Origin of the sequence: Hyphomonas chukchiensis, assembly GCF_000682695.1 — a bacterium.
GTDB lineage: Bacteria > Pseudomonadota > Alphaproteobacteria > Caulobacterales > Hyphomonadaceae > Hyphomonas > Hyphomonas chukchiensis.
On record NZ_AWFG01000039.1, the window covers coordinates 1 to 16248 of the forward strand.

Genomic DNA, 16248 nt, shown 5'->3' on the forward strand with positions numbered 1-16248 from the left:
GAATGCCTTCCCGGATTTTGTGGGCTCCAGCCGCCCGGACAGCCCCGCGCAGCGGGCTGGGGGAGGGTGATATTTCCAGACATTGCGAGTGCTCACCGGGTCCTGGAACGCGCCACTTTCATCCAGTGGCCTGCATTCCTGCCGAAACAAATATTGCGCCCGTACGCGTTTCTTTTGCCGGATGATGCCGGTTGATCGTTGAGTCTGCTGGCATCGCGTTCAGCAAGGAGGAACCGCTGGCGCCGATGCATGCGGGCAGGTGAGACGGGGCCTGCACACATGGATCGATACGGGGAACCGAGGTTCTGCTTAATGGGAGGCGAAGACGCATGGCAGAGGGCAAGCCGAGAGCAAAGCGGGCACCATCGGAAATGGATCTTCGCGTTGCGTCGCGCTTGCGCGAGGCACGTCATGCACAAGGCATGACACTCGTGGAACTATCCGGCCGGTTGGGCGTCTCGCATCAGCAACTGCAGAAGTACGAGAGCGGCGCCAACCGGATTTCCGCTGGCATGTTGTACGACGTGGCCGAGCTGCTCCACATGCCCCTCGCCGACTTCTTTGGCGCCGAGCGCCCGTCCAGGGACGATCAGGTCTCGCGGCTGCGCCGGGCGGCGCACCGCATTGTCGATGCCATGTCAGACGCTGAGCTGGTCAAGGTTGTCAAAGTTCTGCAAGCGCTGGACGAATAGGCGCGTGGGGTGTTCCGAGGCGCGCCGTCTCGTACCTCCGGCAGCCGGGCGAGAATATGCAGACGATCACCAGACGTCATTCCTGGCTCAGGCTTGATGGCACGAAGGCGCGCATCCGGAAATCATAAGGCGGTCCGTCCAGTTTGAAATGTCCATGGCGTTGAAACGACGATCAGCATTGCGCGCAACCCGCCTGCCTCCCGTTTGCCGGAAGACGCCCCTGCAACAGCCTGAAATAGCCACCCGCGCGCAAGCGCTGCCCCTTGGCAAGTAGCCGGACCATTTCCGATTTCATGGCAGTCGATCCGCTCTGCCAGGCGTGTGCAACACGCTGGTGATCATAGAGGATCAGCGCAGTGTCCCTGTAGGTCAGGCCGGCGTCATGTGCGTCCAGCGCGATCAGTGCGTTGCGAAGCCGCAGAGCCTGCTGTGTCAGCCGAGGAGCCCCAGTCTCGCCATGCCCGAACACGTGTCCTGCCTGTGCAAGAATTTGCGCCTGCCTGCTGGCCTGGCTGATACCCGACAGGGAGACATCGAGCTTGACCGCGCGTCCCGCAAAGAGCGGCAGGCCGCGATAGCGCACCTGCAGGGCGCTGGCGCCTGCCCGGATCAGCAGGTGTTCGCGCTGGCGCGCATCGGTCAGATGCGTGACCCGGCCAGTACGCAGGCCCACGTCAAACAGTTCGTCCGGTTCGTCCGTGGCGCGCTCGCGGCCGAGAATGGCAATCTTCCGCGGGAAGGCGCGGTCCGACCAGAAGACGTCTGCGACCCGGGCCGACAGGTCAGGGTCGGGAAAGAAGATGAGCCCCCAGGTCTCGGCCAGCCGGTCACGCCGCATCAGTATCAGGCGCGTGGTTCGCGCGTCCGCAGCTTCACTGGAAACATCGGGCACCTGCGCCATGGCATTGGTCTGGAAGCGCCGGTTGCGCCGGAGAAATTCCCAGGCCCAGTCGCTCGACGAGAGCTGCGACGCATAGGCATAGCCAGCCAGGATATCGCTGAATTCCCCGATGTGCCGTATGCGCATGCCCGAGCCTCCCAGGACAGTGTTCATGCAGCAAATGTGCCAAATGCAACCCAAGGAGGAATTCCATCGCAGCCCCTCGGTCGTCCCCAATGCGACCGGCAAGGACGACCTGGTCCGTGCTGTCGCGCGCCAGGCGCGTCCGTGGCGAAAGTCAGACTTCCGGTTGGGCGAAGGGGCGGAACGCCGCCGCCTTCAGAGGCCTTTGCCCAATGCGCATTGGAGATTTTCACCTCCATCTGACTGCGGACCATTCACCCTAAGGCGCAGAACAGTTGACTCTTCCTCGGCATACAATCTCGATCACTGCCTGAAAGTCTGCCAGGGGGCGCAAACGGAGCCGTAGGGACTTTGACGGAACCTGCGCCGAATGAGCGACAACTCTATTAGGGCATCAGCCTGGCCGGGAATGTCCTTGTCCCTCAAGCCCTTCACTGCCAGCGGCTCAGGTCAGCTGTCACATGCTCAACAAAAGTTGATTGCGCATATTTCGAGGCAGTTACCGCACAAGAAAGCATGCGAGGGGAACTCAAGCTTCAGGCGGCCGAGTTTCTTGAAGGCAGACGACCCACGATTGCGAACGTCGATAGTTGCTCGCGATGGGTTCACCCTATGGCTGGTCCCGCCAGCGCATCAATGATCGGACAATCGGGTTCGTTGCCCTTGGCGCACTCGCTGGAAATGCGCTTGAGCGTGCGTTCGAGCGTGCGCAGGTCCGAGATCTTTCGGGAGACCGATTTCAGGTGATTGGCGGTGAGCGCATGGATTTCGGCGCAGCTGTAATCTCCGTCGTCGACCAGCGAGAGAAGGCCGCGGATCTCCGCCAGGGTGAAGTCAAGTTCACGGCTTCTCAGGATAAACCGGAGTCTCGACTGGTCCGCTTCGGAATAGAGACGATGCCCAGCCTCGGTCCGGGCCGGTTCAGGCAGGAGTCCCGTGGTTTCATAATACCGGATTGTTTCGGGATTGCAGCCTGATCGCCTGGCCAATTCTCCCCGCTTTACGCCTGCTCGCGTAACCGTGAATTCCGTCATGTATTTTTGCCTTGATCCTGTAGCCCCTACAGGGGGCAGCTTGTCACCCTGAGCCGCAACCGACAAGAGGACATCAAGCCGTTTTGACCGAATTGACGCAAAACACGACAGGTAAAGACAAGCGGCGCAGCTTGCTGGCCACGGGCAGCGTGCTCGGCGCCATCCTGGCATCATCCTGCTGCATCGTGCCATTCGCACTGATCAGTCTTGGCGTATCAGGCGCCTGGATCGGACAGCTTTCAGCGCTCGAACCGTTCAAGCCGTATTTTATCGGCGTGACCATGTTCCTGCTCGCGCTCGGCTTCTGGCATGTCTATTTCAAGAAACCGAAACCCTGCGAAGACGGCTCCTATTGTGCGCGGCCGGAGTCCAGCCGGCTCACGCAATTTGCGCTCTGGATAGCAACCGCCCTGGTCATTCTCGCGACCACTATCGATTTTTGGGCCCCTTTCTTTTACTGAACACGGAGTAAGACCATGAAGAAAAGTATCATCGCTGTGGCAGCCATTGCCATCGTCGGGATGGGCGGATTGTCCGTTGCCCTGTCATCGGGATCGACCAGCGAGGCGCAGGCCATCTCGGCCGAAGCGCCCCTCGCGACAGCATCTTTCTCGATCGAAAACATGACCTGCGCCACCTGTCCGATCTCGGTCAGGAAGGCCATGATGCGGGTCGAAGGCGTCAAGACGGTCGACATTGATTTTGACAGCAAGATTGCCAGCGTTACCTTTGACCCGGCCGTCACTACCGCCGACGCGATTGCCGCTGCATCGACCAATGTCGGCTACCCCGCAACGCGTTTGGACGCCTGATTCATGCGTGCCCTGTTAGGTATTGGCATAATCGGAACACTGATTACCGCCCTGTGCTGCTTTACGCCTATCCTGCTCATCATTCTCGGTATTGTCGGCCTGTCAGCTCTGACCGGCTATCTCGACTATGTCCTGTTGCCGGCGCTTGGCGCCTTCATCCTGCTCACGCTTTACGCCCTCTGGCGTCGCAAGAGCCGGACCTTGCCCCCCACCCCAGAAAGCCCAATCCATGACTCATAGTTCTTCCGAAGGCCGGGACCATTATGACGTCATCGTCATTGGTGCCGGCTCAGCCGGCTTTTCGGCAGCCATAACGGCAGCTGAAACCAATGCGAGAGTTGCCCTGATCGGCTGGGGGATGATCGGGGGAACGTGCGTCAATATCGGCTGCGTGCCATCCAAAGTCATGATCCGCGCCGCAGAAGCCTTGCACGGAGCACGCGCCGCAAGCCGGTTCCAGGGGCTATCAGGCGAGGCCAGGATTGATGACTGGGCAGCGCTGATGGCCGACAAGGACAACCTTGTCGAAACGCTGCGGAACAAGAAATATATTGACCTCCTGGCTGACTATGAGACGGTCGACTATATCGAAGGCAAAGCCGTTCTGGCCGAGGGCGGTGTGATGATAGACGAGCGCTTTGTAGGCGCAGACCGTACGATCATCGCAACCGGTGCTTCGCCAGCCATTCCTGATCTCCAGGGCCTGTCCGAAACACCTTACCTTGACAGCACAGCCGCGCTCGAGCTGGGCGCCTTGCCGGAGTCCCTGCTTGTAATGGGCGGGGGCTATATCGGGTGCGAACTCGCCCAGATGTTCGCCCGGGCAGGCACGCAGGTCACGCTGGTCACACGCAGCCATCTGTTGCCAGAGGCCGAGCCGGAAATTTCGTCTGCCCTCACCGACTATCTTGCGGATGAGAACATTACCGTCAGGACCGGCCTTGATTATGTCAGTACTCGAAAAACCGAAGCGGGCGTTGCGCTGACGATTTCGGTTGGCGGTCGGGAGGAGACACTGGAGGCGGGGCATTTGCTCCTTACGACAGGTCGCCGTGCCAATACGGCCAAGCTTGGCCTCTCGGACATGGGTATTCAGACCCATGCAAATGGCGCCATCCTGGTGGATGAACGTATGCGCACAACCAGGGCGGGCGTCTACGCAGCCGGCGATGTCACCGGACAGGACCAGTTCGTCTACATGGCTGCCTATGGCGCCAAGATTGCCGCCAGGAACGCTCTGAACGACCAATCGCTTGCCTATGACAACGCGGCCATGCCGTGGGTTGTGTTCACTGATCCGCAAGTCGCCGGGGTCGGGCTGAGCGAGGCCCAGGCGATCAAGGCTGGCCATTCGGTCAAGACATCGATCGCGCCGCTGGACCTGGTGCCCCGCGCCTTGGCCGCGCACGATACGCGAGGCCTGATCAAACTGGTCGCTGACGCAGACTCAGACGTGCTGCTCGGAGCGCAGATTCTCGCCCCCGAAGGCGCAGATTCCATCCAGACAATGGTGATGGCGCTGACATTCGGGATGACCGCAAAGGCCCTGGGCGAAACGATCTTCCCCTATCTGACAACCGTCGAAGGCCTCAAACTGGCGGCCCAGGGGTTCGGCAAGGACGTTTCCAAACTTTCTTGCTGCGCAGGATGAACCGCATTCATTGTCGAGGTCAGGTCTGGCGGTTGAAACGGAGACGACGATCCGCGGGCGCGACAAGTACCGTCTCGGACGTGTCCATGCCATGAGTAAGGGGAAATCAACCAACACGCATTGCACTGGTCAGCAGGACGCTCCGCCACGCCAAGCTCATCCAGTATCGACTTGTCGAATGGCGTCGACCGTAAAGCGGCGGAAGACAGCATGCGGATTCGGCTTTGGAGAGTCTGACCCCATATCCTTCTGCCGGTAATGCGGAATGTCGGTTCGGTCGTGTTGCGCAACCAATGCCCGTTTCCAGATTCGGGAGAACCGGAAAACGGGCACTGTCTGCATATCAGGTCCCCGGGTGGAGTGAGAACCTGTATAGAGCTCCATTCCAAGCCAGGCCGCGAAGGGGACACGCAATCTGGCACGGGAGCGGTTTTGTCAGTCAGGGGGGAGGAAGAACTGACAATAGGGTTTTGCCATGCCGGATTTTCAGGTGTTTGTCGGCGGCTATACAAAAATGTAAGTTAAGGCATCATGACGGGAAATTAGGTTCAGCAAGGCAAACTGGGAACGGGTCGTATAGTCTACAAGTTGGCCTTCTTCGTGCCCGATATCATACCGGCCCAGGACAAATTTCGATGTTCTTCCAATGTCGATGTCGGCAACGATGGCTTCAGCCAATGACGGCCCGTGAAGGCGCTGAACCTCGTCAACAAGTCCGCACACGTTGTCTTCGGCCCTTTCGCTGGCAGCAGCAGCGGCTGCAAGCATCGTGGAGAAGATTATGGACCAGAAGAGTCTGAAGAGCTTGTGGTTCATATCCTTTTGCCTGGAAATGCGATTACCCGAGTACTCTTTGAGGCAAGCACGGGATGCCCCGGGTATGCGAGTTGCTCTGAGGCTTTCCATTCAGTCGTGACATAGTTGAGGATCAATGAGCGGCGGACACCGTCGATTACGCGAGGCAGGAATCCATGAAATGTCTTCTTAGACGGCGTGAAAATCAGCGCGGAATTGGGGGTGAACGGTACGCGCCCTGCATGTGCGTTCTCGTCGAGGAACAGGTCGGTTCCGAGGTCGCTGTGACGTGGGTCGTCGGACAGGTAGATCAGCATTGTAAAGCGCTTGACGCCGAGATCCGTGTGGGGCTTCAGCCAGAACCCGCGCGTATCGAGACAATACTCAAGACGAACGTACGTATCGGACAAATCCGCGCCAAACAGGTTTTGAATCAGGCGCGCGGTGTCGCTGCATTGAAAGATGTCGGCGACATTGCGGAGCCTGTGATCGGAATCAAGCCGGGGGCCGGAAAGGTAGGTGCGGCTGTCATTATGAATCTCGCGGGTGCCCGACACGCCGCCGAGAGGAGGTGGCGCCAGGGCAAGCTGCTTGAGATGCGATTGCATGCGGCGTTCGAAAAGATTGTCTGCGATCCAGTGCGGAAAGGTGGCTTCAAACTTTCGGGCACGCTTCAATCCGCGAAGGACGTGATCTGTGGGAGAGTGTCGTATTTCTGGGGTGAACATGGCGGGAGGGCTCCTTGGTCCACCGCCATGTCATCCAGGGTCAGAGCCTTGCGCCATCCGACAGATGTCAGACGAGATCAAGTTGGGCAGGTGCCTATCTGCATCCTACAAACGTGAAGGCAGGTCATTTCTGCAATGCGTGATCCGCAACGATGTCGGGCGATACTTGCAGCTGGCGCGCGTCTGCTGGAGTCAGCATCGCATCAAGGAAAAATGCGACAAACTCGGAGCGGTTTGGAAGCGAGGATTTCTCATATATGGCGCTCGCCTGCTGCCGGACCGTCGCGCTGGTGGACGAGCGTAGTCTTGCGATTTCCTTGTGAGAAAATCCCTTGAGCATAAGCAGGGCGACCCCACGCTCTGCCTCGGACAAGCCCCATTCAGAGAATTGGGAATCGATAGCGCGGTTGAGATCCGCGACAACGTCTTGAGCCGCCTGCCGCCATTTCTCGCTGTCAGCAGCGACTTCAGAGACTTTGTCAGTCAATAGACGATGCTGCCGGCGCAATATGCGGGTTTCGGATGCGATTGCAGCCATGACAACCATCGCGCCCGCCAGCAGGCTGTTTTCGACCAGCTCCATTGTGACATCGACAAGTGAGAGCGGCTCGCTTGTCGTCATCAGCTCAATACCGGTGAGGACAAAGAAGACGAAAGTGCCGACGATTATCAGAATGGTGAGCGGACGAGCGCGGAGTCGCGTCCATCTGTCGTAAGCTCGCTGCCTTCGCGGAGAAGCCTGTTTCATGGCGCGTGCCTCGCTATGCCGGTTGAACGGCCGCCTCACGTCGCGCGAAACATGCTCGCAGAGGCATCCATCGTACAGCCAGAATGGAACGTCACCGACCGCGATGGGTGCCAAATCACCATCGGTGGGGCCATGGAAGCAATATACAGATTTGTATATCGCGCGCATGAGCCCGGTCAGGTAGACCCCTTAGCCTGGCAATCCTGTTAAAAAAACTGGATTTGAGGAGATACGTGCATGACGAAATCGAAATCAGCAATTGCGCTACTGATTGGCGGGGGTTTGACCCTTGGAATGGGCATGATGGCTTTTGCCGGGCCTGATCGTGACGGCACCGGTGACCAGGAGCACGCCGCATTCCAGGCTGCCCCGATCGGTCTTGCCCAGGCGATATCGACAGCTGAAAGCCAGAGCGGCGGTCGGGCCATGTCGGCCGAATTCGAGACGGAAGACGGTTCAGGTGTTTTCGAGGTCGAACTTCTTGCTGCGGATGGCACCGAAATCGAGATTCTTGTCGATGCGTCCACGGGTCAGGTCGTGATTGATCATGATGACAACGACAAGATGGAAGAGAAAGACTAGATTGTCCGATACGGCGCGGCTGCAGACGAAGGCGATGTGTCTGCAGCCGCACCGGTGATAATTGGTGCGGGAGTTGGTTTTGAAAATACTACTTGTCGAAGATGATGCAGTCACGCGCGACTATGTCCGTTCCGGTCTGATCGGAGCGGGCCATGGAGTCGACTCTGTCGAGGACGGCATCGACGGTCTGGCGTTGGCCCTGCGTGGAGGTCACGATGCGATCATTCTGGACCGTATGCTTCCAGGCATGGATGGTTTGGCCATTCTCAAGGCAATGCGTGCAGCAGACCTGTCAACGCCGGTCCTGTTCCTTACGGCCGTTGGCGGTCTGGATGACCGGGTAGAGGGACTGGAGGCGGGTGCGGATGATTATCTTGCCAAACCGTTTGCCTTCTCGGAGCTGGCCGCGCGACTGGCCGCGATAGCCCGCCGGCCAAGCCTGGTATCCGAACAGACCAAACTGGTTGTTGCCGATCTCGAGCTTGACCTGATCCGGCGCACGGCCAACAGGGCAGGCCAGCAGATTGAGCTCCTTCCCAAAGAATTTTCCCTGCTGGAGTATTTGATGAGAAGTGAAGGCCGCGTCCTCAGCCGCACGATGTTGCTGGAACACGTTTGGGATTTTCACTTTGATCCGCAAACCAGCGTCGTGGAAACGCATGTCAGTCGTCTCCGCGCCAAGATCGACAAGCCGTTTGACTCCCACCTTCTGCATACGGTCAAAAACATCGGGTATAGTCTTCGTGCGCCTGACTGAATGGTTTCGAAGCACCTATTTCCGGTTTGCGGTCCTTTTGGCCGTGACCTTTGTCGTGGCGTACGCGATGGCCGCCTGGGTTGCCCTGGGGGTGATCGGCTCTGATCTGGACAGCCGCGTTGAGCAGGCTGCCGAATTGGCAGCTGAGCGCTTCGAGGATGCTTTCGAGCGAGGCGGGGAGGCGGAACTCGTCAGGGCGGTCGAGACGCGGTCTGCATCGGCTGATCCGGATGATGAAGTCTACTGGCTCGGGCGACGCGACGGCGAATTGATTGCCGGACGACCGGTCAAGGCGCCGCTATTGCTCATGCCAGGCAATGTCGGTGGCAGTGAAATCAATGCCGATACCGGAGATCGTTACAGGCTCGCGACCCGTGACATCGGCGATACTCGACTGATCGTGGCGTTCAGTTTTGAAGAGCCCGATGCCATCCTGCATTCGGTGATTGGTGCATTTGCATTGGCGTCTCTCGCCAGTTTCCTGATTGCCGGGTTGGTGGGCACTTTTGTGGGGCACCGGGCGCAGGCACGTTTGGACCGGATCGCCGATACGTTGCGCCGTGTCGCGCTCGGTGACATGAAGGCGCGCGTGCCGCTGCGCAACGCGCATGACGATCTTGGGCGCCTCTCTCTTGCTGTAAATGACGGCTTGTCACAGCTGGAAAATACCGTGGATGGAATCCGGCAGGTGAGTACGGACATTGCGCATGATCTGCGAACGCCCATCAACCGGCTCGAGATCACACTCGAACGCATGCGCGATGTCACACATGATGCCGCTGCCCTGAATGGGCTCGCCGATGACGCCAATGCACAGGCCAAACAGATTGCGACAACTTTTGATGCGCTGCTCCGGATAGCCCAGATCGAGGCGGGTGCCCGTAAATCGCGGTTCCAGGCGGTGTCGCTCGCTGAAATAGCCGAGCGCCTTCATGAGGCGTATACGCCGGTAGCGGAGGAAGCGGGCCAGGCATTCGAGATTGTCCATCGCTCACAAGCGGGAGACCTCGTCCTGGGTGACAGTGACCTCCTGACGCAGCTCTTTGCCAATCTTGTTGAAAACGCGATTCGCCATTGTCCGGCGCATGCCACAATCCAGATCGAAACGGGTACGGGCCTGAACGGAGTCTGGATCAATGTGCGTGACAATGGACCTGGCATTCCACAGGGCGAACGCGACCGTGTCTTGCGCAGATTCTATCGTGTCGAAAAATCGAGAACGACACCGGGTTCAGGGCTGGGGCTGGCGCTCGTCAAGGCAATCAGCGATTTGCATGGCGCGCGCCTGTCGCTCGATGACAATAAGCCGGGCCTGAGTGTGAGACTGGACTTCGCCCCATTTGATCGGGCTTTGATCCATGCTAGTTGAACAGGTATCACTTTCCGGTCGCGATGTGCTGCCTCGAAGTTCAGGGGAAGCCGCCTTATGACCAGGAAACAGTCACTATCCTTCATCATGCCTGCCCTCATCCTGCTGGCCGCCTGCGCGACATCCACTGAGGCCAGGGTGCCACTTGCCAGTGTGTCCGTACACGGGATGTCGATCGAGCAGATGGCTGAGGCACACTCCATCGAGCTGACACTGCCTCTTGCCCCGAGGGCACTCGGTGCCATCGCTGTCCGCTCCAATCCTGACCTGAACGCGCTGCGTGCGCGTGAGAAGGTCGCCGAGGCGCAGGTTTTTGCGGCAGGGCTTTATCCCGATCCGACAGTTTCTGCAGGACTTGATTTTCCGACCAGCGGCGCCGGCGCGGTCACGGCCATTGCGGGCGGGATAGGTTATGATTTCGCGGCAATTGCCCGGCGCCCGATCGCCCTGCGCGCAGCCCGCGCCAATGTTGAGACAGTCCGAATGGACATCGCCTGGGCTGAATGGCTCACTGCAGAGCGGGCAAGCCTGTTGAGTGAGAGGATTGGCTATCTCAGCCGGATCAAGTCCCAGACGGCGCGGTTCCGGTCCCTGGCCGACAAGGAGCTGAAAAGCGTCCTCGACGCTGTCGCGCGCGGCGATCTGCCAGCGGCGGAGCTTGACGCACGCCGCATCGCCGCGACTGACGCGGCGGATCGGGACCGCACGGCAGAGCTGCAGTTGCGTTCGGCCCAACTGGACCTCAATCGTACGCTCGGGCTGGACCCATTCGAGCGTCTCGACGTCACGCCTCCTGCGCCACTGTCCGACAAGACGGTCGACTTTGAGACACTGGTCAGCTCGGCCCTCATGTATCGCGCAGACCTGGCTGGCATGCGGGCAAATTATGCCGCGGCTGGCGCGGCAGGAGAGGCCGCCCGGCTCAATGCCTTCCCGCTCCCGTCCCTGGGATTCAATGCGGCGCGCGATACAGGGTCGGTCGAAACATTTGGTCCAAGCCTTTCGTTCGTGCTGCCGATCTGGAACCGGGGGCGCGGCGATATCAGGTCGGCCCTGGCAACAGACGCGCAACTTCGCGCGGAATATGTGGCCCATCAGGAAACGATCAGGGCAGACATTGCGTCAGCACTTGCTGCGCTCGAAATCACGCGCAAGCAACGGGCCGACATCCTGCAGCAAATCGAGCCACTCGTCCGGCAGACAGAATCCACGCAACAGGCCGCTGAGCGCGGCGATATTCCCGAAGCATCCTTCAACGCAGCCTCGATGACGCTGCTGGACAAGCAGATTACCGAGACGGCGCTTTCGCTCAGCATTCGGGAGCTTGAAAATGCGCTCGAAATATCAGTCGGCCGTCCGCTGGAGACATTGAAATGAGAATGACATCTACCCTTGCCCTCCTGGCTGCGCTTGTCGCGGCCTGCGGCGCGCCGGCCGCCAAGACCCCACCGGATCCCAGCGCTCTGGTCACGACCGCCGCCGTGACGCGAGAGAACCTGCCCGAGATTGTGTCGGGCTTCGGCTCGATCGAATTCGATCCGGCCAGTCAGCACACGCTGAACGCCGAGATTGAAGCGCGGGTCATCGACATTCTCGCCGTGTCCGGAGATAGCGTTGACAAAGGCCAGGTCATTCTCCGGCTCGGTCCATCTTCCACTACCGGGCTCGATCTTGTCAGGTTTCGGCGGGATGCAACGGCTGCACAAGCCGTGCTGGAACGCACTCAAAGACTGCGCAAGGATGGATTGGCAAGCGATGCCGATGTTGAGGCCGCCGCTGCGACCGCGCGTGACCTGGACCTCCAGGCTTCGAGCCTGGAAGCGCGGACAGGGTCTGTATCGATGCTGCGTTCGCCGATTGCGGGCATCGTGGATGCCCTCCTGGTCGAACCGGGTGATCTGGTGGCGCCGGGCGCCCAGATGGTGCGTGTCGCGTCCGCTGATGCCATCCAGGCGCGGATCGGATTGGAGATTGAGGACGCGACCCGCCTCAAGGCCGGGGACGCAGTCAGCCTGCAACCTCTCGATGGTTCCAAGAAGGCCGTGGAAACGGTCATTCGCAGCATTGACACACGGATCGATCCTTCAACCCGCATGGCAGCCGCCCTGGTTGCGGCGCCACCGGGAAACGGGCTTTTGTCAGGCGAGGCGGTCAAGGCAGAGATGGTTGCCGAAATTCACCAGGACGCCATCACTGTACCACGCCAAGCTGTGTTCCAGGACGAGTCCGGTGCCTACGTCTTTATCAATGATAAGGGGACGGCACGGTTACGTCATATCGAGGCCGGCATTCAGAGCCGTGACAAGACTGAAGTCCTGTCCGGCCTTGAGACGGGAGAGGCCGTCATCCTGGAAGGGGGAGCCATCCTGTCAGATGGCATGAAGATCAGGACCGATGCTGCCATAAGAGAGGCCGCGCAATGAGTGCCTGGCTGTCGCGCCAGACGCGGTTCGTTCTGGCTGCCTTTCTCATTCTGACCGCCGGCGGCGCTTTTGCGCTGTTGAACCTGCCGGTGAGCCTGTTTCCAACGATACAGTTTCCGCGCATCAGCGTATCGCTTGATGCAGGCGACCGGCCGGCAGACCTCATGGTCACCCAGGTAACCCGGCCTGTCGAGGAAGCCCTGCGCGCCGTTCCTGGCGTTCGCAACGTCCGCTCGCAAACGAGCCGGGGGTCGGCCGAAGTGTCCGTAACGTTCAATTGGGGGCAGGACATGACGTCTGCCGCACTTCAGGCTGAGTCCGAAGTTGCGCGGCTCGCGCCGTCACTCCCACCGGGATTTGCGTTCAATATCAGACGAATGGATCCGACGATCTTTCCGGTCCTTGGCTATTCCGTGACGTCGAAGACAGACTCCCTCGTCTCCTTGAAGAATTTTGCCTTATACGACCTTCGTCCGCTTCTCGCTTCGGTCAATGGTGTCGCGGAAGTCTCGGTCCTGGGCGGCAGGGATTCGGAGTACCAGGTGATTGTGGACCCGATACGGCTGCAGGCGCTCGGGCTGTCGGTCGACGATGTCGAGACCGTTCTCGGTTCCGGAAACCTGGTTGCTGCATCCGGGCGTTTCGAGGACAGGTCGCGTCTCTTCCTGACGATTGTCGATGATCGCCTGAACTCGATTGAGGATATCGGGGGCATCGTGTTGAAGTCGGCGGGAGGCGCGGTGGTAAATCTTGATGATGTCGCCGAGATCCGCTTGTCGACGGCGCCCGAATGGACGCGTGTCACAGCCGATGGCGAAACCGCCGTATTGGTCAATATAAGGCAGGCGCCCGACGCGAACTCGCTGGCGCTGACCGATCAGGTCAAGGCGATACTCGCCCGTGAGGCGCACCGTTTCCCTGCGGGCGTGAGAATAACTCCCTATTATGACCAGTCCGACCTGGTGAGATCAGCGGCAAAAAGTGTCCGTGATTCCATTTTGATCGGCACCCTTCTGGCGGGCGTGGTTCTCTTCCTCTTCCTGCGAAGCTTCCGGTTTGTCCTGGTCGTCGCGATCCTGCTGCCGGCGGTCCTTGCCTCGACCGCGCTGCTATTGATGGCATTCGGACTCAGTCTCAATATCATGACGCTCGGCGGCATGGCGGCGGCTGTGGGACTGATCGTTGATGATATCGTCGTCATGCTTGAACACATAACGCGTCGTCTGAGCGACGCGACGATCAGTGTTCTCGAGGCCGCCGGCGAGATGGTGCGGCCGCTTGTCGGTTCGTCCATGGCCACGATCGTGGTGTTCACACCCCTCGCATTCCTGAGCGGTGTGACAGGTGGCTTTTTCAAGGCGCTGGCCGTCACGATGGCTGCGTCGCTCGCATTCTCCATGCTTTATGCGATGGCGGTTGCGCCTCTTCTGGCCCTGCGGTTTGCAAAAGTGGAAGATGCCGAGCGCGCCGAACGGTCAAATGGCTGGCTGAAATGGCTGAGCAACGCGTATGGACGTGCGATGCAGTGGCCTTTGCATCACGCCCGGCTCGTGGCGGGACTTCTCGTCGGTTCGGCCGTCCTGATTGGCGGTTTCTCGGCCACGCGCGTCACATCGGGCTTCATGCCGCAAATGGATGAGGGCGGATTCGTACTCGATTATTTCGCGCCGCCCGGACTGTCGCTGACGGAAACAGACCGGCTTGTCCTCCAGATGGAAGACATCATCCGGTCCGTTCCCGAGGTCGCGAGTTATTCCAGACGGACAGGCCTGCAACTGGGCGGTGGACTGACAGAGGCCAATGAAGGCGACATGTTTGTCAGGCTCAAGCCCATGCCAAGACGGCCGATCGAAGACATCATGCAGGAGATCCGCGCCCGCGTGGAAACGGATATTCCGGGTCTTTCCATCGAAACCATCCAGCTGATGGGAGACCTGATCGGTGATTTGACAGCAGTTCCGCAACCCATTGAAGTCAAATTCTATTCGAACAATCCTGCCGCAATGGCGCAGGCGGCTGACCTGGCCGTCTCTGCCCTGGACGGCGTTCCGGGCGTGGTTGAAGTTGCAAAATCCGACCGGGTCGCAGGCGATGCCGTAACGGTCTCTCTGGACCGGGCCCGCCTGGCGCTCGAAGGCCTTGATGCTGCTTCTGCCGCGACACAGATCGAGGCGCTGATCGGCGGCCATCTTGTTGGCAGTATCCAGTCGGGTGAGCGGATTATCAATGTCAGGGTCTGGAGCCCTGAAAACATCAGGGACAGGGTCGAAGCGATCGAAGGGCTCATGCTGCGGTCCAGGAGCGGCACGCTGCTTCCATTGAGCCGGGTCGCACAGGTCAGTATTGCGACGGGGCAGTCCCAGATCAGCCGCGAGAACCTGCAACCCATGACGGCTGTGACAGGCCGCCTGGAGGGGCGCGATATGGGGTCCGCGATGCGCGATGTGACCAAGGCGATGAAGGCCGTCGCCTTGCCCGCTGACGTCAGATACGAATTCGGCGGATTATTCGCGGAACAGCAAAGGTCGTTCCGTGATCTCATCACCGTATTCGGCGCTGCCTTCATCCTGTCAGGCCTTCTCCTTGTCTTCCTGTTCAGGGACATGTCGCAGGCGATCTCTGTCCTGGGCGTTGTCGGGCTGACCATACCGGGCGTCCTGGCGGGGCTTGTCCTGACCGGGACGGAAATGAACATTGCAGCCATGATGGGACTGACAATGGTCATTGGCATCATTGCGGAACTTGGCGTGTTCTATTTTGCAGAACTGCCCGAGGGCGAGGTGGGTTCAGGCCATCGCATAGACGCCGGGCGCGCCAGGTTGAGGCCGATCCTGATGTCAGCCCTTATTGCCATACTCGCGCTTGCGCCACTGGCGCTCAAGATTGGTGAGGGGTCGGCATTGCTGGCTCCCATGGCGGTGGCCATCATCTGCGGCCTCATAGTCGGTGCCCCTTTGGTACTCATCGGCGGACCGGTCATTCATGCGGCACTTGCACCGAGAAAGAGAGCCCTGCCGCCTGCCGGTTCATGAGCCGCGCCTCAGGGCTGCAGGCCAGGACAGCCAGACCGCCCCGCGGCACGGCAATGAAAGCTCAGGAAACGACGTGACTGATCCGGAAGATACGGCATCTTCGCGACCGCGCGCATCACGGCCTGTGAGCATTGTGCGGGCCGGGCTTGCCGGGTGCGGCATCATCCTGGTCCTGATCGGCATTCCGATCGGTATTCTGACACCTTTCCCAATGGTGCCGATCGGTCTTACGGTTGCGCTGTCGGGCATTGCGCTTGTTGCGCGCAATTCTGATTCAGGGCGGGCGTGGCTGGCGCGAATGATTGATCGGCACCCACGGTTTCAGAGAATGCTGCCCGACTGGCTGCGCTCCCTGATATTCGGCGAACCTGGGCGTGACGCCGTCAGTGACGATTGAGCGGGGCAGGGGCTGGTTCCGTTTGACCGGTCTGAATACCTGCCAGATTTTGCGCATGGCGGGTGTCGGTGTTCCGACCAATGTCCCTGGCGGAACAGGCATTCAACCGCGCCACGTCCGAAATATACAAATCTGTATCATTGGCGAGATATCCGAGGGAACTGGACAGTATATGGGTTGCTGACCTGAGCCCCAAATGGTCCC

18 protein-coding genes are annotated in these 16248 nt (G+C 59.7%); 12 read left to right on the forward strand and 6 right to left on the reverse strand.

The window, feature by feature from the left end:
- The first annotated feature begins 329 nt into the window (after positions 1 to 329).
- Positions 330 to 692 (forward strand): helix-turn-helix domain-containing protein, encoded by a 363-nt coding sequence (locus tag HY30_RS12410; RefSeq protein WP_051615441.1) that lies wholly within the window; start codon positions 330 to 332, stop codon positions 690 to 692.
- A 172-nt stretch (positions 693 to 864) separates the two neighbouring features.
- Here HY30_RS12410 and HY30_RS12415 read toward each other — a convergent pair whose 3' ends face one another.
- On the reverse strand, positions 865 to 1719 hold the full coding sequence (locus HY30_RS12415; protein ID WP_034740928.1) for a DNA -binding domain-containing protein: 855 nt from the start codon (positions 1717 to 1719) through the stop codon (positions 865 to 867).
- 602 nt (positions 1720 to 2321) lie between these two features.
- Positions 2322 to 2750, reverse strand: a complete 429-nt coding sequence (locus HY30_RS12420) for a MerR family transcriptional regulator (protein ID WP_034740932.1) — start codon at positions 2748 to 2750, stop codon at positions 2322 to 2324.
- Between the two features lie 83 nt (positions 2751 to 2833).
- Here HY30_RS12420 and HY30_RS12425 point away from each other — a divergent pair, with 83 nt between their 5' ends.
- The 4 genes from HY30_RS12425 to merA are packed head-to-tail and all read left to right on the forward strand — an operon-like array spanning position 2834 to position 5213.
- Positions 2834 to 3211, forward strand: coding sequence for a mercuric transporter MerT family protein (locus tag HY30_RS12425; protein ID WP_034740936.1), 378 nt, complete (start codon positions 2834 to 2836; stop codon positions 3209 to 3211).
- 15 nt (positions 3212 to 3226) lie between these two features.
- On the forward strand, positions 3227 to 3562 hold the full coding sequence (locus HY30_RS12430; RefSeq protein ID WP_034740939.1) for a heavy-metal-associated domain-containing protein: 336 nt from the start codon (positions 3227 to 3229) through the stop codon (positions 3560 to 3562).
- 3 nt (positions 3563 to 3565) lie between these two features.
- Positions 3566 to 3802 carry a mercury resistance system transport protein MerF gene (merF, locus tag HY30_RS12435; RefSeq protein ID WP_051615442.1) on the forward strand — a complete coding sequence of 79 codons (237 nt, stop codon included), beginning with the start codon at positions 3566 to 3568 and terminating at the stop codon, positions 3800 to 3802.
- A complete protein-coding gene (gene merA / locus HY30_RS12440) occupies positions 3792 to 5213 on the forward strand; it encodes a mercury(II) reductase (protein ID WP_034740942.1) in 1422 nt (473 codons plus the stop codon). The genes merF and merA overlap by 11 nt, the downstream gene beginning before the upstream one ends.
- Positions 5214 to 5717: 504 nt before the next feature.
- On the opposite strand, the gene HY30_RS12445 is transcribed toward merA, so the two are convergent.
- From HY30_RS12445 to HY30_RS12455, 3 genes are all read right to left on the reverse strand, one after another.
- Entirely contained in the window at positions 5718 to 6029 is a 312-nt protein-coding gene (locus HY30_RS12445) for a hypothetical protein (protein WP_034740945.1), read from the reverse strand.
- Positions 6026 to 6736: a 2OG-Fe(II) oxygenase gene (locus HY30_RS12450; RefSeq protein ID WP_155839327.1), complete on the reverse strand. Its 711-nt coding sequence runs from the start codon at positions 6734 to 6736 to the stop codon at positions 6026 to 6028. The genes HY30_RS12445 and HY30_RS12450 overlap by 4 nt, the downstream gene beginning before the upstream one ends.
- A gap of 124 nt (positions 6737 to 6860) precedes the next feature.
- On the reverse strand, positions 6861 to 7484 hold the full coding sequence (locus HY30_RS12455) for a helix-turn-helix transcriptional regulator (protein ID WP_051615444.1): 624 nt from the start codon (positions 7482 to 7484) through the stop codon (positions 6861 to 6863).
- A 237-nt stretch (positions 7485 to 7721) separates the two neighbouring features.
- Here HY30_RS12455 and HY30_RS12460 point away from each other — a divergent pair, with 237 nt between their 5' ends.
- From HY30_RS12460 to HY30_RS12490, 7 genes are all read left to right on the forward strand, one after another.
- Positions 7722 to 8066: a PepSY domain-containing protein gene (locus HY30_RS12460; protein WP_034740949.1), complete on the forward strand. Its 345-nt coding sequence runs from the start codon at positions 7722 to 7724 to the stop codon at positions 8064 to 8066.
- 79 nt (positions 8067 to 8145) lie between these two features.
- Positions 8146 to 8823: a winged helix-turn-helix domain-containing protein gene (locus HY30_RS12465; RefSeq protein WP_034740953.1), complete on the forward strand. Its 678-nt coding sequence runs from the start codon at positions 8146 to 8148 to the stop codon at positions 8821 to 8823.
- Between the two features lie 67 nt (positions 8824 to 8890).
- A complete protein-coding gene (locus HY30_RS12470) occupies positions 8891 to 10192 on the forward strand; it encodes a sensor histidine kinase (protein ID WP_162176944.1) in 1302 nt (433 codons plus the stop codon).
- Positions 10193 to 10249: 57 nt separating this feature from the next.
- Complete coding sequence (locus HY30_RS12475; protein WP_045695357.1) at positions 10250 to 11569, forward strand: TolC family protein; 1320 nt, start codon at positions 10250 to 10252, stop codon at positions 11567 to 11569.
- Positions 11566 to 12615 (forward strand): efflux RND transporter periplasmic adaptor subunit, encoded by a 1050-nt coding sequence (locus HY30_RS12480; RefSeq protein ID WP_081812224.1) that lies wholly within the window; start codon positions 11566 to 11568, stop codon positions 12613 to 12615. The genes HY30_RS12475 and HY30_RS12480 overlap by 4 nt, the downstream gene beginning before the upstream one ends.
- On the forward strand, positions 12612 to 15647 hold the full coding sequence (locus HY30_RS12485) for an efflux RND transporter permease subunit (RefSeq protein WP_034740961.1): 3036 nt from the start codon (positions 12612 to 12614) through the stop codon (positions 15645 to 15647). The genes HY30_RS12480 and HY30_RS12485 overlap by 4 nt, the downstream gene beginning before the upstream one ends.
- A 73-nt stretch (positions 15648 to 15720) precedes the next feature.
- Positions 15721 to 16044 (forward strand): hypothetical protein, encoded by a 324-nt coding sequence (locus tag HY30_RS12490; RefSeq protein WP_045695353.1) that lies wholly within the window; start codon positions 15721 to 15723, stop codon positions 16042 to 16044.
- Here the strand turns inward: HY30_RS12490 and HY30_RS20340 are convergent.
- Positions 16031 to 16248 (reverse strand): hypothetical protein (locus HY30_RS20340; RefSeq protein WP_206741470.1); only part of this gene is annotated, 218 nt, incomplete at its 5' end. The genes HY30_RS12490 and HY30_RS20340 overlap by 14 nt on opposite strands.

Coding starts and splice junctions, on each gene's coding strand:
- HY30_RS12460 (WP_034740949.1), top strand. CDS start 7,722: ATGACGAAATCGAAATCAGCAATTGCGCTACTGATTGGCGGGGGTTTG.
- HY30_RS12410 (WP_051615441.1), top strand. CDS start 330: ATGGCAGAGGGCAAGCCGAGAGCAAAGCGGGCACCATCGGAAATGGAT.
- HY30_RS12480 (WP_081812224.1), top strand. CDS start 11,566: ATGAGAATGACATCTACCCTTGCCCTCCTGGCTGCGCTTGTCGCGGCC.
- merA (WP_034740942.1), top strand. CDS start 3,792: ATGACTCATAGTTCTTCCGAAGGCCGGGACCATTATGACGTCATCGTC.
- HY30_RS12485 (WP_034740961.1), top strand. CDS start 12,612: ATGAGTGCCTGGCTGTCGCGCCAGACGCGGTTCGTTCTGGCTGCCTTT.
- HY30_RS12430 (WP_034740939.1), top strand. CDS start 3,227: ATGAAGAAAAGTATCATCGCTGTGGCAGCCATTGCCATCGTCGGGATG.
- HY30_RS12470 (WP_162176944.1), top strand. CDS start 8,891: ATGGCCGCCTGGGTTGCCCTGGGGGTGATCGGCTCTGATCTGGACAGC.
- HY30_RS12420 (WP_034740932.1), bottom strand. CDS start 2,750: ATGACGGAATTCACGGTTACGCGAGCAGGCGTAAAGCGGGGAGAATTG.
- HY30_RS12415 (WP_034740928.1), bottom strand. CDS start 1,719: ATGCGCATACGGCACATCGGGGAATTCAGCGATATCCTGGCTGGCTAT.
- HY30_RS12455 (WP_051615444.1), bottom strand. CDS start 7,484: ATGAAACAGGCTTCTCCGCGAAGGCAGCGAGCTTACGACAGATGGACG.
- HY30_RS12450 (WP_155839327.1), bottom strand. CDS start 6,736: ATGTTCACCCCAGAAATACGACACTCTCCCACAGATCACGTCCTTCGC.
- HY30_RS12445 (WP_034740945.1), bottom strand. CDS start 6,029: ATGAACCACAAGCTCTTCAGACTCTTCTGGTCCATAATCTTCTCCACG.
- HY30_RS12475 (WP_045695357.1), top strand. CDS start 10,250: ATGACCAGGAAACAGTCACTATCCTTCATCATGCCTGCCCTCATCCTG.
- merF (WP_051615442.1), top strand. CDS start 3,566: ATGCGTGCCCTGTTAGGTATTGGCATAATCGGAACACTGATTACCGCC.